The 26382-nt window shown below is 57.8% G+C and carries 23 protein-coding genes; 3 read left to right on the forward strand and 20 right to left on the reverse strand.

Annotated elements, in window-relative coordinates:
- Positions 1 to 15: 15 nt before the first annotated feature.
- The 6 genes from AB4120_RS14745 to AB4120_RS14770 form a co-directional block, all read right to left on the reverse strand.
- On the reverse strand, positions 16 to 2358 hold the full coding sequence (locus AB4120_RS14745; RefSeq protein ID WP_441642474.1) for an AAA family ATPase: 2343 nt from the start codon (positions 2356 to 2358) through the stop codon (positions 16 to 18).
- Positions 2359 to 2538: 180 nt separating this feature from the next.
- Positions 2539 to 4314 (reverse strand): retron Ec67 family RNA-directed DNA polymerase/endonuclease, encoded by a 1776-nt coding sequence (locus AB4120_RS14750; protein WP_441642475.1) that lies wholly within the window; start codon positions 4312 to 4314, stop codon positions 2539 to 2541.
- Between the two features lie 510 nt (positions 4315 to 4824).
- Positions 4825 to 5736, reverse strand: a complete 912-nt coding sequence (gene trfA / locus AB4120_RS14755) for a plasmid replication initiator TrfA (protein ID WP_441642476.1) — start codon at positions 5734 to 5736, stop codon at positions 4825 to 4827.
- Between the two features lie 480 nt (positions 5737 to 6216).
- Positions 6217 to 8706 carry a DEAD/DEAH box helicase gene (locus AB4120_RS14760; RefSeq protein WP_441642477.1) on the reverse strand — a complete coding sequence of 830 codons (2490 nt, stop codon included), beginning with the start codon at positions 8704 to 8706 and terminating at the stop codon, positions 6217 to 6219.
- Positions 8703 to 10349 carry a site-specific DNA-methyltransferase gene (locus AB4120_RS14765; protein ID WP_441642478.1) on the reverse strand — a complete coding sequence of 549 codons (1647 nt, stop codon included), beginning with the start codon at positions 10347 to 10349 and terminating at the stop codon, positions 8703 to 8705. Before AB4120_RS14765 ends, AB4120_RS14760 begins: the two co-directional genes overlap by 4 nt.
- Before the next feature lie 219 nt (positions 10350 to 10568).
- Positions 10569 to 11222 carry a hypothetical protein gene (locus AB4120_RS14770; protein ID WP_441642479.1) on the reverse strand — a complete coding sequence of 218 codons (654 nt, stop codon included), beginning with the start codon at positions 11220 to 11222 and terminating at the stop codon, positions 10569 to 10571.
- A gap of 1531 nt (positions 11223 to 12753) precedes the next feature.
- Here AB4120_RS14770 and AB4120_RS14775 point away from each other — a divergent pair.
- Complete coding sequence (locus AB4120_RS14775; RefSeq protein WP_441642480.1) at positions 12754 to 13173, forward strand: DUF6573 family protein; 420 nt, start codon at positions 12754 to 12756, stop codon at positions 13171 to 13173.
- Positions 13174 to 13230: 57 nt separating this feature from the next.
- The gene (locus AB4120_RS14780) at positions 13231 to 13413 is read left to right on the forward strand and encodes a hypothetical protein (RefSeq protein ID WP_441642481.1); all 183 of its coding nucleotides are present in this window, start codon (positions 13231 to 13233) and stop codon (positions 13411 to 13413) included.
- An 18-nt stretch (positions 13414 to 13431) separates the two neighbouring features.
- Here the strand turns inward: AB4120_RS14780 and AB4120_RS14785 are convergent, their stop codons facing one another.
- On the reverse strand, positions 13432 to 15219 hold the full coding sequence (locus AB4120_RS14785) for a DUF6538 domain-containing protein (RefSeq protein WP_441642482.1): 1788 nt from the start codon (positions 15217 to 15219) through the stop codon (positions 13432 to 13434).
- 307 nt (positions 15220 to 15526) lie between these two features.
- On the opposite strand from AB4120_RS14785, the gene AB4120_RS14790 reads away from it, so the two are divergent.
- Positions 15527 to 15970, forward strand: coding sequence for a hypothetical protein (locus AB4120_RS14790; RefSeq protein ID WP_441642483.1), 444 nt, complete (start codon positions 15527 to 15529; stop codon positions 15968 to 15970).
- A gap of 158 nt (positions 15971 to 16128) precedes the next feature.
- Here the strand turns inward: AB4120_RS14790 and AB4120_RS14795 are convergent, their stop codons facing one another.
- The 13 genes from AB4120_RS14795 to AB4120_RS14855 form a co-directional block, all read right to left on the reverse strand.
- Positions 16129 to 16434, reverse strand: coding sequence for a hypothetical protein (locus AB4120_RS14795; protein WP_441642484.1), 306 nt, complete (start codon positions 16432 to 16434; stop codon positions 16129 to 16131).
- The gene (locus AB4120_RS14800; protein WP_441642485.1) at positions 16431 to 16925 is read right to left on the reverse strand and encodes a hypothetical protein; all 495 of its coding nucleotides are present in this window, start codon (positions 16923 to 16925) and stop codon (positions 16431 to 16433) included. The genes AB4120_RS14795 and AB4120_RS14800 overlap by 4 nt, the downstream gene beginning before the upstream one ends.
- On the reverse strand, positions 16912 to 17196 hold the full coding sequence (locus AB4120_RS14805) for a DUF7940 domain-containing protein (RefSeq protein WP_441642486.1): 285 nt from the start codon (positions 17194 to 17196) through the stop codon (positions 16912 to 16914). The genes AB4120_RS14800 and AB4120_RS14805 overlap by 14 nt, the downstream gene beginning before the upstream one ends.
- On the reverse strand, positions 17193 to 17519 hold the full coding sequence (locus AB4120_RS14810; RefSeq protein ID WP_441642487.1) for a hypothetical protein: 327 nt from the start codon (positions 17517 to 17519) through the stop codon (positions 17193 to 17195). Before AB4120_RS14810 ends, AB4120_RS14805 begins: the two co-directional genes overlap by 4 nt.
- A gap of 35 nt (positions 17520 to 17554) precedes the next feature.
- Positions 17555 to 18952, reverse strand: coding sequence for a tail fiber domain-containing protein (locus tag AB4120_RS14815; protein WP_441642488.1), 1398 nt, complete (start codon positions 18950 to 18952; stop codon positions 17555 to 17557).
- Positions 18945 to 19259, reverse strand: a complete 315-nt coding sequence (locus AB4120_RS14820) for a hypothetical protein (RefSeq protein WP_441642489.1) — start codon at positions 19257 to 19259, stop codon at positions 18945 to 18947. The genes AB4120_RS14815 and AB4120_RS14820 overlap by 8 nt, the downstream gene beginning before the upstream one ends.
- Positions 19260 to 19269: 10 nt before the next feature.
- Positions 19270 to 20346 carry a hypothetical protein gene (locus tag AB4120_RS14825; protein WP_441642490.1) on the reverse strand — a complete coding sequence of 359 codons (1077 nt, stop codon included), beginning with the start codon at positions 20344 to 20346 and terminating at the stop codon, positions 19270 to 19272.
- Between the two features lie 138 nt (positions 20347 to 20484).
- On the reverse strand, positions 20485 to 22689 hold the full coding sequence (locus AB4120_RS14830) for a glucosaminidase domain-containing protein (protein ID WP_441642491.1): 2205 nt from the start codon (positions 22687 to 22689) through the stop codon (positions 20485 to 20487).
- A 2-nt stretch (positions 22690 to 22691) separates the two neighbouring features.
- Entirely contained in the window at positions 22692 to 23801 is a 1110-nt protein-coding gene (locus AB4120_RS14835; RefSeq protein WP_441642492.1) for a hypothetical protein, read from the reverse strand.
- Positions 23802 to 23810: 9 nt separating this feature from the next.
- Complete coding sequence (locus AB4120_RS14840; protein ID WP_441642493.1) at positions 23811 to 24863, reverse strand: hypothetical protein; 1053 nt, start codon at positions 24861 to 24863, stop codon at positions 23811 to 23813.
- A 2-nt stretch (positions 24864 to 24865) separates the two neighbouring features.
- A complete protein-coding gene (locus AB4120_RS14845) occupies positions 24866 to 25726 on the reverse strand; it encodes an SET domain-containing protein-lysine N-methyltransferase (protein ID WP_441642494.1) in 861 nt (286 codons plus the stop codon).
- Positions 25723 to 26058, reverse strand: coding sequence for a hypothetical protein (locus tag AB4120_RS14850; protein ID WP_441642495.1), 336 nt, complete (start codon positions 26056 to 26058; stop codon positions 25723 to 25725). Before AB4120_RS14850 ends, AB4120_RS14845 begins: the two co-directional genes overlap by 4 nt.
- On the reverse strand, positions 26055 to 26381 hold the full coding sequence (locus AB4120_RS14855) for a hypothetical protein (RefSeq protein ID WP_441642496.1): 327 nt from the start codon (positions 26379 to 26381) through the stop codon (positions 26055 to 26057). The genes AB4120_RS14850 and AB4120_RS14855 overlap by 4 nt, the downstream gene beginning before the upstream one ends.
- Position 26382: the final 1 nt, after the last annotated feature.

Below are 26382 nucleotides of genomic sequence, written 5' to 3' on the forward strand. Positions count from 1 at the left end.
CAGAATACGGAATCGCTACAGGTCGCAATAGATAAAGGACAACATCTGCTCCGCCAAGCTTGACCAATCATCGGGGCTGCGAGACGACCAAGCATGGTGCGGGCCGTTGAGGGCCTCTCGGAACTGGTGAAGCTTCTTCGCTTGTTCTTGGGAAAGCGCACCTGCTGACTCAAGCCCGGTAATCAACTCACCTAATTGGCATTTATCGAGCCCGTTGTCAAAAATTTGCTGCCGATATCGCTCATGAACCTCAGTTTCCAAGAATACCCGCAGGTCAGAGTCTATTTCCCTATCGCGCGCACCATCTACAAAGCTTCTAAGTTTCTTATATTTGCGATGATGCTCGGTCTCAACAAAATCTTCCTCCGCGCCATGTGATAATGCGGTCCCATTCAAGTCTTTGCTCAGCTTGAGAACTGCCATACTACCCGACAATCTCATATCGACCAGCATGTGTCGCGCAAGTCGGGGATAATGCGTCAGAAAAATCGCCTGACAGAAATTATCCAGGGCAGATTGAATTTCCATCATGGTCACTGAAATCCTGTTGTCATCAAAGCTGGTAACAGGGTCATCGAAAATCAATATTGTCTTCTTCTTTTCATCATCAGACATTATTGACAGCCTTGCCCAAAATATAGACAAAGCCAAAGCGCGCCTATCCGATTCACTAAAAACACGTACCAATTGCGACGTTGGTATTTTTTTGCCTTTGAACTTAACAATTAGCGATATGACAGGTTGATGCCCTTTTGCATCGAGAGTCGTGTCGGTACTTATAGTGAAGTCTCGTGACCCAAATTTCACGAAATAATGATTAATTTTCTCGAAAAACTTCTCCAGAAAGGCAGACTGCTGCTGCGACAGTTCCTGCTGTTCCTTCTTTATTTTTTTATCAAGCTCAGAAATTTTTGCGGATAGCGACTTATATTCCTCGCACGCGACATTCATTTGGAGGCGCCTTTTTTTCAGGCCAAGCGCCCCCAATTCCACATTATGCGAGTTTATTTCCTTCTGCAGTCTTTCCGTTTCTATTGACCGCTTAAATGCGGTAAATTCATCGTTGATTTTCTGTGTCGTCGCATTGTATTCAGCGACCGCTTTCGCAATAGCCTCCTCCGCTAGGAGTACTGATGCGCTATCGAGCCCCGCAATTTCCTCGTGTGGTATTTCGCGTTTCTTTTCAATGAGCTTGGCTAGCTCCGGCTGTACGTCACTCCACAACTGATTAAACGCATCGGCCGATTTAGTAAGCTCGGCCGCCGTCCCCTCTAGCAAGGACGGAAGTGACCTGAACGATTCGCCTTCAACCAACTCTGGATACAATTGAATTGCACTGAGATTGGCCTGTATTTTAGCTTCGTAGGTGACGCCGCTGTATTTTTGGAATCGCTCAAACGAGGTCTTCATGGTTGCATTCAGCTCGGCAAACTTCGCCTTGAACGCTTCATTAAAGCTCTTGCGATATACATCAATGAGCTCGTTGGCCTCTTCGCCAAATGGTTGCGAGCAAAATGGACAGTCATTCCCCTGTGCGAATTCTAGTCCGTGACGAATCCACTGCTGGGCATCTGAGCGTCCTTGCATATGATTCTTAATATGCAACTCCAGCTTCCTTTTGGCTTCGTCGTCAACTGCCTGGAGTGAGAGCTTAAGCGACTCATTTACTTGATTAATCGCATCACTGGCACCAATCACAAAACGGCAATCAACCAGTTCAGGCCGCGCAGCAATCTTATTGGCGTTGGTAATCTGCTTTTGCTTTTGGTCTATCGAGACGTTCAATTGAGCGATGGCCGTTTCAATTGCCACCGTCGACTCAGCAACATGAGTATTTATAAACGACTGAATATTTGGGATTCCGCTAAATCCCTTTTCAATGGCCTTCAGCTCACTTTTATTTTGTGTTTGCGCCTTACTATCAGTCGCAATTTGCTCAGCCTGAATTACACCCTGCTCGCCCAAGACAAATTGGGTTAGCGCCTCCTTGTTTCGCCTATCTATATCCTGACCTGTAAATAGATTGCGCGAAATAAAACCCGAATCAAATACAGCATATTTCAATCCGTAAGGTATGGCGTCAATCCAGGCATTATCTATAAACCGCAGAGGTATCTCGGGTTGCCCATCCTCCGACATACTCAACAACACCTTTTGTGTCGCTGACGTTGGAATGGTTTTCCTTTCGGTTATCGGAGTTGTATCAGGAGCCTCCAATGTCCTTAATACGTCGCATAGCGTAGACTTTCCATAGCTGTTACTGCCGTAGACCAAAGTCAGCTTTTTAAGTTCAACTGCAGCCGCTTTGCAGGAAATATAAGGCCCTACCCCAGATATTTCTTTGATTCTTTTTAGCATTCTTCATCCCCGGCTTTTTGCTAAATCTAAGGTACACGTGAGACATGGAGGTCCTCACAGCTCACAATTTCGGACCACTTCGCTAGCGATGGTGCAATTGGCTCAATCAAGGCCGAATGATTGTATGCGCACTATGTGCATTGCTTGCGCCGTCCGGCGCGCCCGACAGGGAGCAACACTCTAGTTCTTCGCCGCGTGAAGGGTTAGTACCTGGTCTATCCTATCCAAAATTTCAGAAAATCCCGCGAATTTGATATTTTTTTGCCCCTTTTTAATGACGTGCTCAGCAAAAAGATGCTTGCCGTATTGGGTGCCGGCATCAAATTTATCAGCCCTACTGAATTTCTTTCCATTCAATAGAGTATCTAATACGGATTTTTCAAAGAAGTCTTCAATGGCAGTCGGTTTCCCGTTCCGCAACGGCACTGGAACAACGTATAAATTGTCCCGCACAAAATAATATGGCGCCTTTCCATCGACTTCCTTGACTTTCATGGCGGTTGCAATCGCAGAATATATCCGAGTCGCACCAGAGTCATTGTCGATGAGAATTATTACCGGATTTCTTTTCCCATCGTGGATGAAGCTCTTGAACTCGGCGCCATACTTTCCGATGAAGTTGCTTATATCCCCAGTCCCACCGCCAAGGTGAAGAATGCGGTCCGCTATCTTCGAGTGACCAAAAAAATCAATCTTAAATTCGAGTTCGCCGCCGGCTTTCTTCTCAACTAGCGCTGGATATTTTCCAAATAGCTCACGCAGTGCGCATTTGATATAAACATTGTCTGTTTTCCCTTCGCAGAATATGAGCGGCCTGCTAGGTCGAAAAAATTGCGTAAAAACCAGGAATCGGCGATACAGCCGCGCAGCCCCATCCATTTCCTCTAGGGACACACGAGGCAGCTTATAGTCTGGCTTTCCGTTATTCTTCGGAGTATCTCTGCATTGTTCGAAGTGACGTACTGAGTCGATAAAACTCAGCATCCCTCTAAGCTGCGTCTCGGAGCCCGTTTCTGTTGTTGTTATCCAGGCGCCTGTGTCATCCCGTGACATCTTTTTAATTCGAAACTCGCCTTTGGTAACCAGCTCGTGTACCATCGCACGCGCGTTCTTAACGTACTCTGTTCGAATGTTAAGCTTTGAGTTGACTATTACGCCAGTGACGTCCTGCCGGAAATCCTTAAACTGCATTCTGGTTTTCGTAGGGTTTATTTCAAAACCACAACGGCGAATCTCGCGAATGAGTTTCCTACTGGGCTCCCATTGAGTCGCATCATCAACCCTAGTCGCAATTAATGAGGGGAACTCTCTTTTATTGGTGGAAAACGTTAAATCATCCGCATATCGTGAATAATAGCAGCCAGCGTTTGCTGCAATTTGCGCCATGCGTATATCTAGTACGTGCCCAATAAGATTCGATATTACTGGAGAGCAAGGGCTGCCTTGTGGCAGTTTTGTAAGAGTGCCTGCCGGCGTTAAAGTGCTGTGACAGGCTATTTGTGCGATGGTACGCGCGACACTGGAGTTTAGTTGAAACTCGCGATTTCTCTCAAAAAATCGCCAAACTCGGCCAAAATTTATGGTACCGAAGAAATCTTGAAGGTCGATATTGAATACGTAGCGTCGCCCCCGGTGAACAGCGGCATTCGTCATGATGGAATGCTTGGGTCGAAAACCGTGCGACAGCGACTTCTTCATTCCGCGTGCTAAATTTATTTCGGCCACACAATCTTCGAGGAGGTGAGCCAGATGTTTCTGTAGTTTTTTTAGCTGCGGAACGGGCGCGTTAATCGTACGCATTCCACCAGAGCGTTTTGGAATCTGAAAATCTTTGTATTTTGCATCGTCTGAAATTCCATGAACGACGTATGCTAAGCCTTTAGACTTGTAGCCGAGGATTTGCGCGAGGGAATGGAGGGATGTAGCGGCCTTTAGGCTTGCAAGGCGAGTAGTCATTTTTTAGTTTTGTGCACTGCGCTTGAGGCGGGCGCTACGGACACTCTCTGGCAGCATTCATGGCACATTGCTACATCGACGCAACGGCAATCTTTCCTAACAAGACTTCCACCTGTCGCGAAACACGACAATAAATCTATCCGTAGGCCCGCCAGTAGCATATCACGGCCATCCATCACGCACGCCCCCCCTAAGAGCAGGGAGGGTGGCCGGGATTGTGTCACCAGCCAAGCTAGTTCCACCGCGGTTATCCGAATTAGTGGGGCATATAACTCCGCGAATCCAGCAACGCCTACCAGGGCTACGGCCAACGCGATGCTATATGACGCGATACGCCAGGCAATTTCTTTGCTTGACTTTCAGGTGGCAGCTCAACAGGTAGATTCCTGTCTGGGGAAAAGAAAATAGCCCTTGAGAGCAACGCGGATATGTGTCGTTTTCCAATTTGGTGACCGCCAAGGGCCGCGAGGCGGTTGAAAGCCATCTCGAGCCACGCGGCCTCTCGATGGATTATTGCGACTCCGCCCGCACAGGCGGCGAACATGACTCAGTTTCGTTATGGACGGGCTTGAGAACTTTTGAACTTGTGGCGCGTCCCCGTCTGCGGTGGATGCCCTTCTGGACCACAATCTTTCCAGTAAGTGGGCCCGCACTCACCAATTCACATTGAACCCATCCGGTAGCCGACCGCACTTTCGCAAGGGCGTTCACGAGTGCATTTCGCCATTTGCTGTCCTGCATAGATTCCCGGCCCATCAATCCCTTGAGCGTGTCAGGCAACATAGGGAACGCGGATTGGTGAGATGCGTAGAAAGCGTACAACCCCCTTGCGAGCGGATCGCTCGCAAGTTGCTCACGGATTTTCCCGTTCAGTACCAGCCATTCACTGTCGTCGAGGAGCGGCGCCACGTCACCAGCGACCGTAACTTTGTAGTCGTAGGGGTTTTCGCCGCCATCAAAGCGCTCGACACAAGACAAGAGCTTCGTCCGACCTACCGTACCAGGGATTTCATAAGCGAAAACCGCGCCAGAAAGGCGCTGCAACGAGTCTTCGAGCAACAGGTCTGTTTTGCCGCCCCGCTTGCGACCCAGCGCAGCTAGCGCTTCGGCGCGTTTAAAGAATGCCGGGGCATCACCCTTTGGAGCTCCGCCACGATAGACGCGCGATAGCAGCCAAAAGAATAGGTCGGCATCACTTTGCGATAAGCGTAGCCCGGCAACCTGCACAATCACATATGGTTTGATTGCCGCCAGACTTAAGGGCTCCGCTGCAATCTCTGGCCGCTGAGCACCGCCCGCATACTCCAACGTACTGAACGCCGCGCTGCGAACAAGTGCATTGGGCGCAATACGAGTATCAGCCAACAGCCCGTGGGGCAGGCTAAGTTCCGGCCACGACAACACCTCAATCGCTTCTTGCACCGTCATCCTTCCGAAGTTGTGATGTGCAAGTATAGTGCGGAGATGGACTGACGGATAATTGATTTATGGACTAGCGGATAAAATCCATGGACTGAAGGATTTGCCATTTCTGAATTTTCCATGTAAATCAAGGGAATTTTCAGAAGAAATGGCGCCCAATACTACTTATATACAGCACTTATATATATCAATCCATAGGGGGCTTCGCCCCTCAGCGGCACAAGCCACTACGCTGGAAATTGCGATATGCCGCTGAGCCTCCCCGACGCTCTAGTATAGAGCCGGTCTCGCGGTATCCCGCCACGCTTCCCGCCATGCTCAAGCAGACATGTTTCCTTGGACCGCTTCGCGGTCGGGCATCCAGGAACGACGGTACTGGCGCGCGGATACACTAGCGCCCGGCTCGTTGGCCGGGCGCGCGACGCCCTTCTGATTGCCACTTGTCCGACGCCCATGTGGTGCCACTACATGCTGGCGCAGTTACTCATGCCGAAGCCGGGATACTTCGAACAACCCGTCATCTACCAGCTCCCCATCCACAAGTCGGAACAAGCGCAGCTCCTTCACGCCCTTCGCCTTCACGCCGACCATGAACGCCCGGCCATAGTGCATATGCGAGGCCCCGGCTTTCTCCTTGTCGTACTGCTGAAGCTGCGGCCCCTTAAACTCCACTAACGCCACGCCCCCAGCGAGCTTTCGGTCCTTCACGGCCACCAGGAAGTCCGGGAAGAAGCCGACGCCGTTGGACCAGCGGTACAGCGTTACCGCTCCCGGTTGTCGCGGCGGGTTGCGATGCCACCATTCCACCTCGGATGAGGTATCAAGAATCTCGGCAAAGCGCAGCTCTTCCGGCGACAGGTCTGCCGGGAAGGTACCATAGACGTTCCGTTTCGCAGGTTCCAAGCGATACTTGGACTGAAGCACCTGGGGTAGCGCGAAGGCTTGAGCCTGAATCTGACTGGCCCGGCAGCGCTTGTGTGCCTGCCGAATCAGGCTTGGATTACGGACCAGCACCAGCTCAAGCTGCTGCGTCAGGCCCTCATCTGATTCGGGCAGGTCAAAGCCGCCCGCTTCCAGCGCATCACGGAAACGCTTACGCAGGGCCTGGAGAAACTGGCGGTTGTCCACATCAGGGTACTCAAACGCAATCTGCCTTGCCCGCTGCGCGATGCTGGCCGCCGACATCTTGGCCCAGACATCCTGGTCGTCCGGGGTGTCGTCAGCCTCAAAGATGTCCACGGTCCGCTTGACCAGCTTGGTCCGGCTGCGGTCGCGGTCGGCAAGCACTCCAGAGAAATCCACGAACGACACCAACTGGGCCTCGAAATCATCGGGATTAGTCGGTAGCACTTCAGTGACGAACTGTGGCAGCTCTTGCACCTTCAGCGGGTAGTCGTACTGCTCTTCCGCATCCAGCTCGAACGCCGCGACCAACGCTGTCGGACCATCGTGTACGCCGTGTGTTAGTTCCGTTTTAGCAAGCTCGGGAAAAAGGGAGGGCGTGTGCTGCGTCAGCCGAGCAGTGCTTTGCTGATGGTCGCTGGTTGTGGCCGTAGAATCCGCGTCGCTTGGCGTCAGGGCGGCGGCGGCTTGCGCATGATCGGGCGGAGGAAATATCGCCGCCGTCTGGCCCGTTTTCACGACCTGCACAAACGACGAGTCCACCGTGAACGTGACGACCGTTTCGGGCGTGGTGTTCGCCGTGTGTTCCTGGAGCTTGTTGATGACCGTTGCCGCGCCCGTCAAGCCCTCCTGAGCCTCGCGGTTCGCCAGAAACACATAACCGTAGTTCAAGACCTGTGGGGTGCCTGGTCGGCGCTGCAAGAGCGGATGCACACGCATGATGCGCCCGACCACCTGGATGCCAAAGTTCGCATCACGGGTACCGCGCAGGGCTGCTAGTGTGAATGCACGCGGGGCATCGAAGCCCATGGCAACCGCCATCTTGAATATCAACACTTCAACGGTCGGGTCTTGCGCCAGGGCCTGCAGGTTAGGGTCGGGCTCTTCTGAGGCGTGGACTTTGACAGCCGATTCGGGGAACTTGAGCGGCCCGGTTAGATACTCGCGGGCCTTGTCCAGCGCTGTGCCTCCGTTAGGCACCTGCACCAGCATGAGCGGAGTGAGCTTGACGCCTTTCTCAGCCAGCACGCCCTTGATGTGTCGGTGCATGGCCGCGCATTCGGACATGGCGACTTCCTCGAAGTCCACCAGAGCGGCATCGTCATTGTTCCCGGTCAGGAACTGAGCCGTCTTCACGCCGAGCTTGAGCAACCCGGCCTGATAGCCCTCGTAACGCGTGATGCTTGCCCAGTCCGTCGAGCCGCCCATCTGGTAGCCCGTCTTATCGGCGAAGCTTGCAACGTCGGTGTCCCTGGGAGTTGCAGTCATCAGCAGGGCGTAGTCGGGCTCTAGCACGTCGGCGAAGAAGCGGTAAGCCTCCTTGGCCTTGACGAAGCCGTGATGCGCCTCATCCACGACTACACCGACGCGCAGCCCCAGGGCGCGAGCCTGGGCGATAAGGTCATCGACCGACAGGCCATCGTCGCCCGTCGTGCGGGCAAGGCGCGATTCCTTGGTCTTAGTCGCCACCGTCTGCCAGGTGATGACGAACAGAGCGCCTGAGGCCAGCTCATCCGGGCTGCGCTCGTGCTCGATGCTCAAAATCTTCAACTGCGGGGCCTGACGTTGCAAGCTGGCTGCTGCTTGGTCAATTAACGTGGCGTAGGGCGCGAACCAGAACCAGACCACGTTTTCGAGCGCTGAGAACCGGGCCACAACCTCAGTGGCAATCAGCGTCTTGCCGATGCCGGTCGGAGCCTGGAGCATGACCGCAGCTGATTGCTTGCGCAACTTGCCCAGCTCCTGTGGGTTGGTCAGGCGGTTGTAGTCGTCACGCACGTTTTGGAAGCGCGTCACGATAGCCGCAATGTGCCGCTCTTGAAAGACTAATGGGTCGATGCGGCTCATGCTTGGTCCCCTCCTAGGTTGCCGAACCTGAAGCCGCGCGTCAGGTCTGCGGGCACCTCTCGCAGATTGTTCTCGTTGACCATGCCCGCCAGCGCGGCAGGGGTCCAGGTGTACACGATTGCTTGCGGGTGCAGCGTCAGCGCCTCCCGCAATGCGGCCTTCATCTTGGCCGTGGTGCCAGGCAGGTAGATGAGCGTCTGCCCGCTCCAGGCCGAGACCGACGCCAATGGCGCCCGCTCAATCAGCGGGTGATGGTGTTTCATTTGGATGTACGACCAGACCAAGTCGTCATCCAGGCGCTCTTCGAGTCTGTGGGTTGGGATGTGCTTGGCTCGCAGATATGCGAAACCATTGCCAAGCCCTTCGACCTGCTGACCCTTGGCCGACGTGTAGCCTTCGGCCGCGCGCCGCACGCGGGTAGCGCACACATCGCGGCACAGGTTCTTGTCCGGCTCATCGGTAGTAGCTTCGGTGCTGGACACGAGGATGAAACGGCGCTCGCCCCCATCTTCCTTGTTGAGCTGAAGGATCGCTTGGGCGAGCGTCCCTGACCCTGCGAAGAAATCCACCACCAAGTCACCCGGTTTCGTCGCTAGGCGCAAGATGCGGTCCATCAACTGCAAGGGCTTTGGCGTCGAAAACACATCCTCGTTGCGCTCCTTGGGCAATATTTCGTTGAGCTGCTTCTTGGCGTCTTGCGTGTGGCCCACGGCATCGTAGGTCCACAGGGTCTGAGGCACCACGCCTTGCTTGACTTCGGAGAGGAAGCGCTTCAGTGCCGGGATGTTGTTCCCGTCCTTGCCCCACCAGATTCGGTTGTCAGCATCCAGTTCATCGAACTTCGGACGTGACACACGCCAGTAGGTACCCGGTGGCGGACCTTCAATCACTCGGCCCGAGGGGCAAGTGATAGGGTAGCGTCCTTCACTGTAGAAGTTCCGAGCAGTCAAGTCGCTGGGCTTCCAAGGTCCGCGCGGGTCCTTGTCAGGGTTCTTGTACGCCTTGTCCTGCTCCGCCGAGCGAGGCAGCGGATTGGGTCGCCAGATGCCTCGATTGGCCGCATAGACCAAGATGTACTCGTGGTCATCCGAGAAGTGAACGGCCGTGTTCTTGGGCGAGTACACTTTTTGCCAGATGGCATTGGCAATGAAGTTGTGCTCGCCAAACACCTTGTTCATCAACAGACCAAGGTTGAACAACTCGTTGTCGTCGATGGACACGAAGATGACGCCGTCGTCTGCTAGCAGGTCCTTTGCGAGGCGCAGGCGCTGGTACATGAACTCCAGCCAGGTCGAGTGCCGATAGCGGTTTGTTGGGTCGATGTAGCTATCGTTGTAGACGAAGTCTTTGCGCCCAGTGTTGTATGGCGGGTCGATGTAGATGAGCTTGACCTCACCGGCATGCGTGCTGACCAAGTTCCGCAGGGCGTCGTAGTTGTCGCCTTCAACGATGAGATTACGCCATGGCGCGGGACCACACGACAGGGCCCGATCAAGCTCCAGGCCCACAAAATCTCTGTTGAGGGCCGTGTCGTGTTCAATTCCGCGTCTCTCCCACACCAAGCCGTAAGGCGTCTGGCTGTCGCGCCGTTTCAGCAGTTCAATGAGCGCTTCGCGGTTCAGGTGGTCGTATTCAGTTGCCATCCGGGCGTCTTTCCCTCTTCTGCTCTTATCAGTCGCTATTGTCCGCAATAACGGCTACGAAAACCGCCCCCGGCCGAAGTGACTCAGCCGGGGGCGGGAACCTATTATACGAGCGGCAGCCGGTGATGCATTCCGCAAGGTCAAGACTAGGATTTGTAGCCTTAACGAGATGGTTTTCGTGCAGCGCGGCACCAGCCCAAGCCACGCTCCTTTGCCTTTCTATTGTGGAAACAGTGTGTCCTCAAAACGGTATAGCGTAGTTTGGAAGGCTGATAGCACATCGACCTGCTGTCGAGTCCACCCTATGCCCTCCAAATCCAGGCGCAGCTTGGCTTCGAAGGCAGGAGTGCAGATGAAAATCAAACGCCCCCACGATTGCCCCGGCCCCAGAAGCTGGGAACCATCGCGCCGGGTACTGTCGCGCAGTATCTTACCCAACCAGACCAACAACGCCTTGTAATCCTTGGCGTTTTTGCGGGAGCGCTCAACCTCGACCCACCAGACACGATTGCTGCCACGCAGGAGGACATCTGGCCGCTTGCCTGCGATGCCCGCTTCACCGCCGAGCCAGAGGCCCTGTGCAATCTCTCTGTCCGTGCTGACCCGAAAACCCTGCACCATACCGGAAATGGCGACCTGGTTGGCAATGCAGCGGTGCCGGTAGTACGCAGTGCTAAAGCCCCGCACTAGGTCTTTGCCGCTGATAGCCGTCACGCCCGCATCTTTCAATGCTCGCGCACCGCCTTCGGACAGTGCGTAGATGCGACTGCCGTCTGGCCCTTGCCCGGTGATGACCAGACGGGCATCACGAAGGCGGCGCATGGTCCGCTGTGCCATCCGCACCGCTGAGGCGGTCGGCTGCGCTGGTTCCATGCCAGGTGGCCCGCTTGGCCTGAAGGCCCACCGCTGCCAGCACAGAGCCGCCAAATCCCGCGTGCGCAACCAGCCCAGCCGGTGCAGGGCCCGCAGGACCCGTGCCTCGTTCTCGCGAGCTACTTGCCGCCCATCCTTCTTACTCATCATGACCTCCTAGTGTCGTTGTCATGATTCGTATAGGGCGGCTACCTGTTCATCCCCGTGTGCGATGGGGGACGAACACGGGGAACGAACAGCCGCGAAGCGGCTGGAGCACACCACACCCTCTAACCTGGCTGGACGCCAGGCCGGGTGTTTGTCCGGGCTGGATGCCCGGCCATGTGCTTTGAAACACCGGCGCCCCCACGCCTTCCGTGACCAGCTTCCAGCGGGTCACTCCACGCGCGGGCAAGCAGCTCACCCGGCCCGCTGAACGCGCTTGTGTGACCCGCTTGCCCGCGCCTGCGGCGTGGGGGCGCGGGGCTACGCCCCCCGCGCAGAACCGCCGACGCTTGGGGTCGGCTAGCGCTGCGGCGACGCTCTGCGAGCTGCCGGCGATTTCTGCGCGGCTCCCCCCGGCCTCGCATTGACGGTGTAGGCACCGCGCAGCGCGACGGGCTGCGGCTGGACGCCTTGCCCCGCCAGGTAGCTTCGCAACCAGGCGGCCCCCGACTCCGCCCCCGGCCCTTGCCGGACGGCTGCGCGCCTGTGGCTTGCCAGAACGGCCACCGCAAGGGAGCTCGCGGCAGAGTGCTTGTGCTTGGCCTTTTCCGTGACGCAATAACGGAAACAAGGCGGGTTCTCGTGGCGATCGCCGCGAGAACCCGCGACAGTTGCCTGTCGGAAAATCAAGGGGCAAGTGAGCGCGACAGGTTGTCACCGTCGTTGTCGTGATGGCGTCACGCGGTCACGGATAGTTTTCGTGACGACCCGTCACATCAACGCTTTCACGCACCGTGACGCTGCCTATACTCTCCATGCGAGATAAACACGACCCCTTCACGTTGGACCTATTTCATGGGGAAGCAGCCTCACACCCGTCCAACGCACCCACGCCCAAGATTGGCCGTCCACGAAAGCCCGACGCACTCAGCAACGCCGAGCGCGCCCGGCGCTATCGCGCCCGAAAAAGGGCTCGTCAGGCCGAGCTGAAGGACGAAAGCAGGCCGCTTCGCTCGACAGTCATTGACCTGTCTGCGCTCACGGCCTGGAAGCGCAGATAAGGCGGCTGTAGCCGCCTCCAGCCTGTCGCCAGCCCGAAGTCATTGCTCCCTTCGCTCTGAGGTTCGTCGCTATTTCTGCGATGCAACCGCAATCCACCCCGACTACACAAGACCTGCGGTCACTTCGTGCGCCTCTGCACCCGGTCCCCCGTTGGGGGCTGCGGCTTTGACTGCGCTTGTTCCGTCCGTCTGGCTTGCGGTCCTTTTTCGCAGGCGACGAACTCAGAAGAACGGCGGCAGCAATGCCAGCGAGCACCATGCGACATCCTGGGCAAGCATGGATTCAGGCTCGGAATCTTGAAGCCCGGTAGCAGTTGGAGTACACAATGAAAAAAACTTCCTTGGAGCTTGAGCAGATTTTCGGCGAAGCAATCTACCGATACACACGCGCGCAGGCGCTTGTGGATGGTGTTCTGGTGGATATCACGGAAACCGCACGACAGGCTGGTTTCCGAGTGCCCGTTGCCATGACGGCCGCAGCATGGGGGAAGACTGTCGCCTGGTCTGAAGCCGATTCAGCGCGCCAGACGCTTCAGGACGAGAAGGGGCGGCTTTGGGACGTGGTGTGGATGGGGTACATGGCAACACGACGGGCCAAATGCAATTGCCGGGTTCCATTTCAGCTTTACGCCGTGCCGCGTGGTGGGTCGGCGACAGACCTCAAGCTGATGACCTTGCATATGGTCATAGGCCCTGGTGACGAAGGCGAACCAGTTATCACCATCATGAACCCGGACGAAGACTGAACCGTACCGCCCGCCCGGATCGGGCGGGCTGATGGAGCCAACTGAGGAGCAGATACTATGAGCAACGCACCGAATGACATCGGCCAGGACATCAACCCCGTGACCGGCTTGCCGTTGATTGACGACACTTACATCGACGTGGGCGGCAACCCGTATGGCACCGATTCACACACATGGCAACCATCGTACAGCCCTGGCCCCAGCTACACGCCGCTACCGTCGAGCTTTGACCCCTGGTGAAGATGCGCTGGTACGCCTTTAACGAGGGGACGAGGCTACCAGTGCCGGAACCGGCTTTGGTAGTTCTACACTGTAATTCAGCTTTGCCAAACGCGCAGACATGTCGGCCAACGTGAGCAACACCGTTTCGTCCTCATAACCGTCTGCGACCTGGTTATCCGACGACTCTTTATGGCCGCTGATGCAGCGCAGATTGACGCCGATTTTCCTGCCATATGTCAGCAGCGTATGCCGGAACGTGTGCGAACCGCGCACCGCGTTTCCTTGCTCGTTAGCGACACCATGCAGTCCGATTGCGCGCATGTAGTTCGCCACAAACTTTCCAGGCGCTGCGCCGGCATCACCGCCCGTCGGCGTCCACTGCGGAAATAGCCGCCGTGCCCCGCCACGCTTCAGTTGTTCGAGATAGTCCGGTAGACCGAGCCGAACGAGTTCAGCATGCATCGGAATCGTACGAGGCTTGCCAGTCTTCACCGACTTGATGACGTCCGGGTCTGGGTTTTCTCCCGGCTCGTTGGTCAACCGCACCCACCAGATTCCATCCTTGCTCCCCCAATCGCTCTGAGGGTTAATCTGGCAGATTTCTCGTACACGGGCGCCTGTGTACAGCTCTATAGCCAACAGCCAGAACTTATGCACCTGAGCAGGTCTGGCTACAAACTTCTTCATCCGGTCGTTGAAGAAAATCAGGCGAATCTCGTCAGGCCGAAGCGCGCGCTGCTTGCGTTCGGTCGTCGTGCGTGACCCAAGATATGGAATATTCGTTGTCAGCGTTGTTGGGAACCCGACATCCTGCCAATCAGCAACGGCACAGTCGATAAACGTGCGCAGTGACGCGAGATATGAACCTTCATAGGTTTTGAGCGAAAGTGTTTCGCTCCACCCCTTACTCGCCAAATCTCGGATGTTCTGACCGTTTTTCCGGCGCAGATCAGACCAGCGAGGCGGGAGTTTCTGGACGGTAAGCAGGAAGTCTTTCACATGCGACTGACGGAGTTCGGTGATGGGCATGTCGCCCGCCACTTCGAGGAAGGCGGGGAGAATGAATCGGTGCTTCTCGTTCATTGCCCGTTGAGCAGGCGGAAGGTGCTCAAGAAACTCCATGATTGCCGTCGATAGCAGCATGGCACCCGCGCCAAATGCCGGCTCCGTGCGCTTGATGGGTTCCACGGCCAGCCGAATCGGCAAAGACTTGCCAGAGTATTGGGCTTCGAGAATGTCGAGTGCTTCACCGTAGGCAGCAGCATATTCAATCAGAAGACTACGCTCTTGCGACGAACCTCGCAGCTCATCAGCAAGGCAGTATCCGCTGCGCTTAAGCGTGCCATTCAACATGTCGCGCCAGCCATATGCCGCCGTCTCGTCGCCGAACTGAGCCAGCCTGGCCCAGCTTCTCACCCGTTCGATTTCTTCCAGCTTCTCAGCTGGATTTATCGCTACACGGGCACGGTAACGCTGCTCCTGGTCAGCATGTCTGACTTGTTCAACAACCGCAGCACGCAGGCGCGCAACAAAATCCGGAGCAATTGAGGTGATAGCCGTGAGCGGGGCGGAACTTTGCGCGATCACGCGCTCAGATTCGCCGCCGCTCGGGCTTGGTTGCCGAGTAGCGGGAGCGCGAGCAGCTTCGATTTCCCTGTCTGTTTCGACGGCGAGTTCGCGGCAGCGTTGACTGGCGGTGCGGTAGTCACCGCCCAAGGTGAACTTGAATTCTCGCTTGCCGATAACCGAGCGGACATCGGCGGGTACTGCACGGCGGAACAGGTAGCCTGTCCCGCTGGGGCTTTTCGACATGTATTGCGGCATCGTGTGGTCCTCGATGACCGTACTCGTGCCACTCTTCGTCTGTGCCGGTTTTTGTACCTGTTTTTGTACCATACAAAAAACTAAACCCCTTGGTGCACCTAGAGATTCTGGCGATTCAAGGGGTTACAGGCATTCTGGCGGAGAGAGGGGGATTCGAACCCCCGATAGGCTATTAACCTATCTGTCTGGATCGAGGTTTCTTCTTACAATTCAACGCCTTACGCTTCCTCGAATGTGTCATAGGTTTTCACTGGCATGCGCTGTAACCCATTGATTAGTAACGGGTGACTATCCGGCTATGACACACATGAACAAGCCGTTTCTCGTTGCTGTAACGGTCGTCAACCTGGTGGCTGCAGCCGTGTCGGGCGGTGTTCATTATGCGAAGCAGCCGTTTGAACTTCGCGCCAGGTCGGCAATATCGGCGATTCCCGTGCCATCCTTCCGTCCTGCTTCCCCGGGGAAGGTCATTGCCCTGGACGTGATGCCGAGCGCAGGGGCCAAATGCACAGATGAAGGATGCGCATGGGTGGACGTGTGCGATGCGGACGTGATGCACGCAAAAGGTGACGTGCCTGTAGGATGCGCGCGGATCGCGGCGAAGGCAGATCGGGTGGAGTTCGGCAGCCGTAATTTTGACGGTGCCGCTCCTAGGGATATCTACATCATCCGGGATGGGCGCGCGGTGGCGCGATTCGATGCCGACGGATTGACGGTGTTCGGGAAGATTCGCGAGGCTACTTCGCCTTAGGCTTCCAGCCACACTGCTTGGCGCCCGCCAGGTTGTGCGCCAGGATCGCGGCGGCGGTAGCGTCGGTCAGCACGTCTGCCTTGCTCACATAGAGAGGCTTCGTCCAGTCGCACCCGGTATCTACCGTCCTGGTGCGTGTGACGATCTGCGGTTCAGGCTCAGTCTCGGGACCAGTCGCTGCGCAGGCGCTCAGCAGACTCCCCAGCAGGCCCAGCAGCAATTTCTTTTTCCACATTGGTTCGCTCCCTCGATGCGTCAGCGCCCGCGCGCGCGGCGACGGCATTTGCTTCAGCTTCGGATTTCGCTGCATGTGCTACTTTGGCTTCGGCCTCAGCCACCTTCTGGCCAGCTTCAGCCGAGGCGGATTTCGCCTGCTGGTGCCGAAACATTCCAAAGATGACGCCGCCGGCCGCCAGCAGGAATGGCCAGATCTTGGCGAGGATTGCAAGCGCTGCGGTCATCATCGGAGCACCTCCTGCCGGGCCAGTGTGTGATTTCCCGGCCATTCCGCAGGACGTGGCTTGCCCGGGCGCCACGTGCGCAGGTAGATCCCCCATGCGCCATCTGGATCGTCCACGGAAGGCAGCCGCTTGGGGTCAGTGAATAGCAGTAGCCGCGCGCAGCCAGCCGCCAATACATCGTCAGTTTCCAGCGCGCGCCAGATGCTCTCTGGCAGGAACTGAACGCCGCGCGAGGCGCATAGTTGGTCGAGCCAATACCGTGATGCCTCGTGCAGATAGATGCCCCATATACCTCCGCGCGATTGCCGCGTGCCCAACTCAAACTGCGGGAAGCCGCGAGCCGGTCCATTGCCAAGTTGCTTGCGATGAATCAGGCCGGATTCCTGGAGGCAAATGGCCGTTACCATCACGCGGGCCTGTGGGGTATCCATCGGCGCCGGCAGGATCGCCAGCGCTTCGGCTAGCGGCCCACGAACGAACTCACGCGCCAGCATCGTCGCCCTCCTTTTTTTTGAACAGGCGGCGGAACGCCTCAATAACCGCCGCCTGGCTGATGATTCGCGCGAGGACTGCCAACAGAGCCCCAACGATAGGCACCCACTGAGCGCCATGCCTCGGGAACAGTGCCAGCAGGCCCGGGGCGAAGTTCGGCCACTGATCAGAGATGGCCGGCACCGCAGCGAGCAGCACAATGCCGATCACCCCAACCTTGGGCGACCACCACGTTTTGATCTCCCTCCATGGGGCAACAAGGAACCGTCTCATTTCGCCCACCTCTTAATGTCAGGCCGGTTGCCAGCGGCGTTGTCAAGCAGGTAGTCTCGGATCTTCTCAACGTTCTGACCGATGGCATTGAGCTGATCCTTCACGTCCTGCCGCTGCTGCCGAATATCGCCATCTACCCTGGCAAAACGCGCATCATGCTCAATATCCTTGTTCTCCAGCGCCTGTACACGCCCGACCAAGGCAAACCAGGCGATTACGACCACGACAGCGGCACCGAGGACTGCGCTGAATAGGCTCTGGAGGTTGATAGTGGTATCGATCCAGCGGCGCGCCTTGCCGCTCTGTGGAGTGGTATCGCTCATGGCTTCCCCGGTATGCCAAAAAGAAAGGCCGCTTATTAGGCGGCCGGTAGTGCTTTCTTGATTCTGTCGAGCTCGCGTCGCATGTACGCAGACTCCATGAACATGCATTGATCGGGCCTGATACCCCATCTGTCGCCGGCCTTCAGACCCATTTCGTTGTCGTCCCACTTGTCGTAGCAGAGCAGGCCGATCTTCGTGGCATCGAGTCCGCGCGCGGCGAAGGCATCGCGCACTTGCTGTGCGATGTGGCCGACATGCCAGCGCGCTGCCTCCCCCTTCTCCTGCACAGAGACAATCCAGCGGAAGGTGACATGCTGCACATCACCCCATGCATCAAGCCATTCGTCAGGGATGGCACCGATGTCCTGCTTCTCGCGCTCGTCTGAGGTGTTGATGGCGCCAGTGGCCGAATAGACAACGCTGGAGCGCAGGCCAGCAGAACAGATCGATTGAGTGTTATCAGTGAACGGCGCGAACTGGAAACCTGTCGCGTCGATGTACCACTTGATGACGTTGGAGATGCCAAATGCGACCGGTTTAGCTGCCGCTCCGTTGTAGGAGAAACTGGTATAGAAGGCGCCTGTGCTGGTGGCGGCCACCCGCGCGCCATACACCGCGTTGTTGTTATCCTTCACATCCGCGTTGCAAACGTCGAACCAGGCATAGCCATTGCCTGCGCTTTCCGATGGCGTGCCGTTCGGCATCAAGTCGAGCGCGAGCGTGGTATTCGTCGTTGTGGGGCGAATCGTAGGGACCGGATAGGTAGTCACAACGGATCGGGTGCCAACGTCCCACGCGCGCGCGCTAGCCTCGTTCTGGCCAAATGCGCCAGTGAATGTAGCGGTTCCGCCAGTGATTGCTACGGCGCTTGCCGCCTGCGTGGCGATGGTGCCGAGGCCGAGGTTCGTCCTAGCATTGGCAGCACTGGTCGCTCCAGTCCCCCCATTAGCCACCGCTACCGCTGTTCCCTGCCACACACCAGTCGTAATTGTGCCGACCGTCGCCAGGTTCGACAGCGCAGCGACAGCAGAATTGACTAGCGTCCCGGAGGTCGGCAGCGTGACGTTCGTGTCAGCCGTGACGTTCAGGGTGGTGGAGAACGCGCCGGAAGTCGCAAGATTGCCGCCAAGCGTGATCGTCTTGCCGGCATTGTTGACGCCGGTTCCGCCATATTGGCCAGCGATGGATGCGCCTTGCCACGTCCCGGTATCGATCGTTCCGAGCGTGGTAATCGACGCTTGCCCAACGTAGTCCGATGCGATATCAATGCCAGATGCTCCGGCCACGATCCGGCTTGCAGTGCCAACTGCCGTCAGATTGAAGCCGGTCTTCTGGATACCATCGCTCGCGGTTAGCGAGTTGATTCCGTCGCCCTGGTCACCTTTGTCGCCCTTCCAGAACGGGAGCAGGTTCAGCGGGAGTTGGTCAGCCATGAGTAGGATCCCATTCGAGTTCAAGGATTTCGGTGTTGGTGCTGTAGCGCCGCCCAGACGGGTCGGTAATTTGCACGTCGAATACGGAGCGACCAATCGGCCATTCAGTGGTGTCGCCACCGACCAACGCGTATAAGCCCTGCGTAGCGTCAATCCATGTAGCGGCCAGTTCCTTGACCAGCCCGCCGTTGCAGCGGACTTGCGACTTGATGCTCCACCCAGTGAAATCGGTACCGATGCTGCTGCCATCCTGGGCGATGATCTGGCCGCCAAACTCAAACCAGTCGCCGCGTTTCATCTTGATCATTCGCGGCTCCTTATGGTCGGCAATCGAGACGTGCAATCAGCTCATCCGCAACCGCAATCGGGTCATACTTTGACCACGTCCCAGAGGTGCGCGTGATCGTGAAATTGATACCCTTTCGTTCCGCTGAAATGGTCGCCAGCGTGATGCCGATATTCGAATTGGCACCTGCCACGCGTAAATTGACTGCGCTCTGGAGTTGTGACAGCGTCGGAGCAGATCGCATTGGGGGCTGGAAGCAGATGACACATTCCGCTGCCGTGGTCGAATAGGCTGTTGCCATGACGCCGACGCCGAGGTATTTCACATAGGCGCCCACGCGTAACCTGAGAACCTCGGGAGGCTCATAGTCGAACGCCGTCACGTAGTCTTTCTCAAGCTGGACTTCGGAGAACGTGCCTCCAGAGAAGTGGGCGGTGACCGTGGTATTGGCCGGCAAAGTGAAGGTGTCACCCTTGTTGCGCGGCGTGCCGTTGATGGTGATGGAACCGGTGCCGCCCCAGTTCAGCGCATAGGTGCCGCCCTCCATGTCGGCAGCAGCGATGATCATGTCGAAGCCGCTAGGAGGCGCCGTCACGATGTTGCCGATTCCGAGCGCGGAGAACACCAGCGACTCTCCAGATGCCGTGACGCGCACCATGTCAAGGGTGTACTGGTTGGAGCCTGTCGTCGGCGTCCCCGACGCGTAATTGCCACCGTTAGAGCGAAATGCCCCATCGATGAACTTGTTGCGCCCGGCCTTTGGCGATACCCATTGCGGGTTACCGCCCCCATCCACCCGCAGCACCTGTCCGGACGCTCCACCGGACGGCAGACCGGTATTACCCGGCGCGGCAACGTTGTCCCGGTCCCAAATCTGGTTATCGTTCGCGTCCTTGAGCACCAGGCGATAATTACCCGTGCCATAGACGATGCACTCGCCCCGCGCGTCCAGAATGATCGGGTTCGTATTGGCGCTGGTCTGCGCCAGATCCTGATACGTGTTCTTTGGCGTGGATGTGCCAGCGTCATAGGCGTACAGCTTGCCGCCCACAAGCGGCTTGCCGTAGCTATCCTCAAACGCCAGTTTCGGCGGCGGAACTAGGGTCATGGAGACTCCACAAATGAAAAACCCGCTCAGAGGCGGGTTGGGGGTTGTGCTACTCTTTCTGGTATGGAATGGTTTGACCCAAAAATCCTTCAAAAAGGCTTGTGGATACTCGCCTTCGTGGTGGCCTGGAACTTCGTTTTAGGGCTTATTGAAGGCGTTCGCTCCCGTCGTCGCCCCGGCTGGGACCAGATATGGAGCGAGCCGATTTACAAGCGCGTTCTGCGCCGGCGCGGCAAGGGCACCATTACCGTTGAGAGTCGCCGGGTTGATTGACCGGTCGATCAGGGACTGAACCAGACGATTGCTGCCCAAGGCAGCATTAGCCGTGCGCCCAGCCGTCAAGCCGACCCCCACCGATAGGGGGTCTATCACAGCGCCACTCCCCAGCAACCCATAGACTCCAGCGCGTTGTGCCGTGCCGGAATCCCCTACCCGCTGCTTCAAGAATTGCGCCGAGATATCTGCCAACTCACCGAGATCCTTGGAGCGGATGTTTTTGGCATTGGCAAGTCGGGCTGGCGAAATATCCCCCTCCGCGCCGCGCGGAACAATCTTGCTGAGTTCCCGCAGGTTTCCCCATTGCTGCCGAGTCTTGGCGAACGCCTCCCCGCCATCCGGAAGAGAGCGATTCAGTGCATCCAAGAGCGCCCCCCGGAGATCCCGCGAGTAGTGGGCGAGCGTCGAATCGTTGCTGTTGCTGAGGCGGTCTAGGCCCTTTTTGATGTTGTACGCAGCATCTGACGGGATGACATCCCCATCCTTTACCTTGTTCAGGATGTTGTTGATCTGCTTCGTCAACACGCCAAACTGCTGCTCAGTCATCTCGTTCTGCGCGTCCCCGACGATGCGCGCCAAGTCATCCTGAAATGCGTTGTCGGCGTTCACCGTAGTGTTCTTCAGAACACGGTCGAATTCGCCGCCGAGACGCTTTTCGGCATTGCCGATTGCAGCCGCAACGTTATCGGTGTTCTCCCCGATAGTGCGGGAGACGGCCATGTTGAACTGCTTCTGCTGGTTCGACATGGACGCGCCTTTACCACTGAACGGCACGTAATCAAGTGCGGCGGATAGAGCATTTAGTGGCTTGCTGTTGGCGACCTGATCCGCGCGGAGATTGATTCCCAGATCTGTCGCGCGTTGTGCCAGTGCACCAACTTCCGGCGAGGCCGCAGTTGGCGTTACAGCGCGCGCGATGCCTCGTCCAGCGGCACGGGCAGCGGCGCCAGCAACGGGGATTGCCCCGCCAATGCCGGCACCAGTGGCAACCTGCAAGAGCTTGTTTCGCGCGAAGTCGCCATCATCATTGGTCACAGGGGTCACCGCGCCTGAGATTGCGCCCTGCGCACCGGCTCGTAACGCGGTGCCGGCCAATGAGGAAGCACCCCCAATTGGCACGAGGCGGTTCAGTGGGTTCGCAACCGAGCCCGCGATTTCCCCAACGACACTGGTAACCGGGTTGGCATCGGCATAGGGCTTGGCTTGCTGCTCGAGCCGGCGCGCGCCTTCCGTGGCGTCTTTCACCAGCCAATCGCCGGCGGTGTCCAGTCCGACCGTTTGCAGGCCCTTGCCGATCAACTGTTGCGCGCCCAGCACGGCGTTGCCGAAGCCCTTGCCGGCGTTGGCGCCGAACGAGGCAATCAGGCCCGGTTCCTCTGCAGATGCCGGGGTAGTCGGTTTTGCTGCCGCGGCGCTGGGTTGGGGTTGCTGCTGCGTTGGCGCGGCGCCGATACCGAAGTGCTGGCGAATCTCCGCGTCCGAATACCCGGCCTCGCGCGCCTGCTTCAGCTTGTCAGCAAAGCCTTGGCTCTGACCCAAATGCTGGAAAATCTCGTCGTCGCTGTAGCCGGCGTCCTTGGCCTGTTTCACCTTCGTAGCCAGATCGCCGCCCGCTGCGTTCGCTGTGCCGGATACCGAGCTGAGTGCCATGTCGGCGAATTTCCTTACGAGGTTCGTGGCGCCGGCCAACTTGGACACATACGCCGGGTCTTCCGCATAGCCACCAGCCTTCAGGGCGGTGCCGAACTTGTTGGCATCCGCGCCAGCGCCCACGGCGCCCTTGTACCGGCGCGAGATCAGGTCGGCGAAGTCGCTGCCGAAGGCGTCAGGCGTGGCGTAGGACCGATAGGCGTCGTTCGAGCCCGTCAGGTTGTCCACCGCGCGCCGCCCGCCACCGGCGAAGTCCTTGATGTTCCCGAGGTTGTTGGTGCCGGGGATCACAGACTTCCCCCAGCCTGTCTCCAGCCCCCACTGGCCAAGCAGCACGTCCGGCGCTACGCCGATGCGCTGGCCGACCTGCGTCGCCAGCGGCGCGTACTGCTCCGCGAATCGCTTGACGTTATCCATGCTCAGTTGCCGAAAATGTCGGACAGCGAAGGCTTAGGCTTCGCAGTGGGGCCACTTGACGAACCAGCCGCGTATTTCTGCTGGATTTGACGCACGGTGTTGAGTGCCGCGCGGCGCGTGGCGATAGGTAAATTCGCATCACCGATCTGAGCAGCCATCTGGCGGTAGAGCAGTACATCCTTGTCGGACTGTGGGCCGCTCATCTTGGGCATTTTCGAGACAAGTGCGCCTTCCAGCGCCTTCAATTGCGCCCCTGCTTGGGCGCCAGGCATCGAGATGCCAAGAGCCCCGGCACCCGCATCTACGATATTGCCGAGGCGGCTGCCAGTAGCGTCGTTCAGCAGCTTGTCAGCCATATCGATGAGGCCAAGAGCGTCATTCGCGTCACGAGAACGCTCCTGCTGCGCCTGAGTCATCTTGGCGTTGTTGGCATCCGCTGCTCGAGCGTTCGTCAGATCCTGGCCGCGCAGGGTGATGTCCTGACCACGCGAGGCCGTCTGCGCACTCAAATCCTGCCCCCGGCGCGTCAGGTCTTGTCCGGCCAGCGCCGTTGCTTCGGTGGTGCGGTTGTGACGCATCGTTTCGCCGACCTGGAGGCGTTGCAACTCCTGCGCAAGCCGATCCTTCACGGACAGCGCCTGAGCCTGGCCCTGCGCGATCTGCTGCGGGTCATACTGCGCCGGGATACGTGCAGCCGCCTCAGGCCCGATGATCGAAACCGCCTGCTGGCGCGCGGCATCGTAGCTGGCCTGATCCTGCACGCCGGCAAACAGTTGCCCCATGGCCTCGAACTGCTTCAGGCCGTTCTCAATCTGCGATTTGCGCGCTTCGGTTTGCGCCTTGTCCTGCGCCGCAAACTGCGTCTGAAGTTGCGGGATCTTCGAGCCAAGTCCGCCTTGCGCATAGCCCGTCACGAGTCGGGTGCGGTCAATGGATCCATCGGGGCCGACTGCGGCAGCGTACAACCGGTTCGCGGCCTGGTCTTGCTGATACGCTTCATCCGCACGTCGCATCGCGATGTCCTGTAGGCGATTGCGTTGCGCGTTGTCGAAGATGCTTTGCGTTGCCTGGAACCCCTTCTGGAAGGCGAGCGGATCGACTTCGGTTGCCATGTGTGCCCCTTATGCCAACGGCGCGCCAGAGACGCCCGAGTAGTAGTCCGTAACCGGATAGCTTGTAGCGGGCCCTGCATATGGGCTGGTGGTGTACGTCGGCCGGTTGTAGTTGACCAGCGCATTTGTCGCTGAACCAATACCAGAACCGATTGCGTTCGCGCCAGCCGCGTACCCAGACGCCCGCTGCGCCCCCGCATAGAGGTTGTTCTGGCCCACCGTGTTAGCCACGTTCTGACCGTATTGTCCAACTTGGTTCGTGGCGGATTGACCTACCCCGGCCAAGCTCGCAAGACGGTTGAATGCGTTCCCCTGCTCAGTCTGGAATCGGTTGAACACATTCCCGTATTCGTTGCTGGCGAAGTTCTGGTTGTACTTCGATAGCGCCTTAGCTGCGGCGCCGGACAGTAGGCCGCCTTGACCGGCTGCGCTCTGTTGTAATGCATTCTGGCCTTGCTGGAGTCGGAACTGATACCCTGGATCGGTCTGAAAATCCTCTGACGAGAACTGGCGCAGCAGTGATCCATACAGCGGATTGCTTTCCGGCGCCGGAAGAGCTTCCTCATTCTGGCCTTGCCGGTTGAGAGCCTGGCGGATGTTGTCCTCGATGTCCTGAGCGTTACTGGCCGCCGTATATCCGGTGCCAAATTGCTGCTCATGGCTCTTCAGGTAATCATCCCACGCCGTGCGATATGCGGCGTTGTTGTTGTACAGATCGTAGTTGTAGACCGGTACATCGCCGCTGAAATCGACCAGTTTCCCGCTTGCAAGCGCCGCGCGCGCGGGGCTATTGGGAGACGTGCCAGCAATACCGCCCCCCCCACCAACCGCGCCGCCTGCACCACCGATCCCGAGTCGGAGCGCCAGCTCATTGAGCGCATTCGTGCCAACGCCGCGCCATGGAGCCTGATCCTCACGGTTCTGGTTGTACATGTCCCACTGGAGCTGATTGGCGCTATCTGCGGCTTCTTTCGTCGCATTAGCCCCCTTCTTGGCCGCCATGTTGGACGCAACGCCGCCAATAACCGCGCCTCCAACGATTGCGGTAGCGATACCAGACATGTTCAGCCCCCCGGGATTTGCAGACGCAGAGCGTCGCGATAGTCGATAGTGATTTCTTCGCCAAGCTGACCACCAGCGCATCCTGCTATATCCCGCAGAGCTACGAGATCGATGTCGCCGTTCTCGCGCATCACCATGCGAGCATTTGGCTTGGCGGAATGGTTCGTGTACCTGCCGGCGGGCGTGCGCATACCGGCAATGCGGGCTGGCGCGATGATCTGTGAGGCTAGCAGCGCAGCTGTGGCGAACAACCCATTCCCCTCAATCGGCGAGTCGAATACGCCGACGCTGTAGCCTCCGAATGGAAATGGGATCTGGTCGGCCTGGTTCTCCGACTGCGCACGCGCAGCGTCTTCGGTAAAACCGAATTCGGTCAGCACGGCGTGGAAATCTTTGCGATCTGCATCAAACGGTAGCAGTAGCGCAGCATTTCGGCGCGCTTGGTCTTCGTGCCATACGTCGCTCTTGTCGAGGAACATGGCCTCAAGCTTTTCAATGTTCGTCTCATCCGTCGCGTAGACGTTCTGCCACACCATGTCCTCATGGACATAGCCGATCTTGCGCCCAGGCTCTCCAACGAAGGTCATGGGCGCCACCAGTTCCGTGTGGCTGCCGTCGTCATTGATGACGCTCACGCGGCCGCGCAAGAAAATGTTCAGATGCCGCGTTTTCTGGCGGTGCCCGATAGCCAGAGAACCAGCCGGAACCGTCACTTCTCGGATGTAGATGCACGGGCCGAAGCGATGAACTACCGGACAATCAACCTGAGGCATCTTCAAAAACTCGCGCTCGAGCACATCCACTTTCTCCGGGCGCGACACATCGAATGTGACGGTCGGCGTCACGCGCTGGATGACGTTCACGAGTGCTCCGCTCCGCTGATGTTGAGGAAAAGACCATTGGCCGAGTTCTTGGCGTAGATCTGCGCGCCGGCCGCCATCTTGTGATTCACGAGCCCGGCGAGACTCAGCGTCTTATTGGCCGGCACGCTGTCACGGAAAACCGTTGTCGTATCGTCTGCCACGGCACCCCCAGGCGGCACGAGGTACACATAGACTTCGAGCGACCCAGCCGTGTTGTTGTAGGCCGATGCTGCCTGAATGCTGGCCTGCTTCGTGCCGCCAACCGTGTACAGGCTGACCGGCGTTGTCGTCAGTGTTGCAGCCGATACAAGCGGCTTCCATTCGATCGTCATACGCGCCCCTCAATCTTCATTTCGAGTTCATCGACCATCGCGCGAGTGACTTCCTGCACGGGCACTTGCATGTAGATTTGCTGCTCCAGTTCGTCCACGCGCTGGGCGAGTAGCGCAGTCAGCGCGGCGAGCGCCACGGTTAGCCCATTGATGTCGGATGTATTCGCGTTGACCTGCGCCTGGAGGGCGGTCAGGTCAATGGGAGTGGTGCCGCCGATGGCCGCGACAAGCTGATTCCAGACCCGAAGGAAGTCCGCCGTAGGCGTGTCTTGTGCCGTCACCATCCGTATCCGGTCGGTGAGCGTGATATTTACGGTGGCCATG

Source organism: Cupriavidus sp. 2KB_3 (assembly GCF_052115685.1).
Taxonomy (GTDB): Bacteria; Pseudomonadota; Gammaproteobacteria; order Burkholderiales; family Burkholderiaceae; genus Cupriavidus; species Cupriavidus campinensis.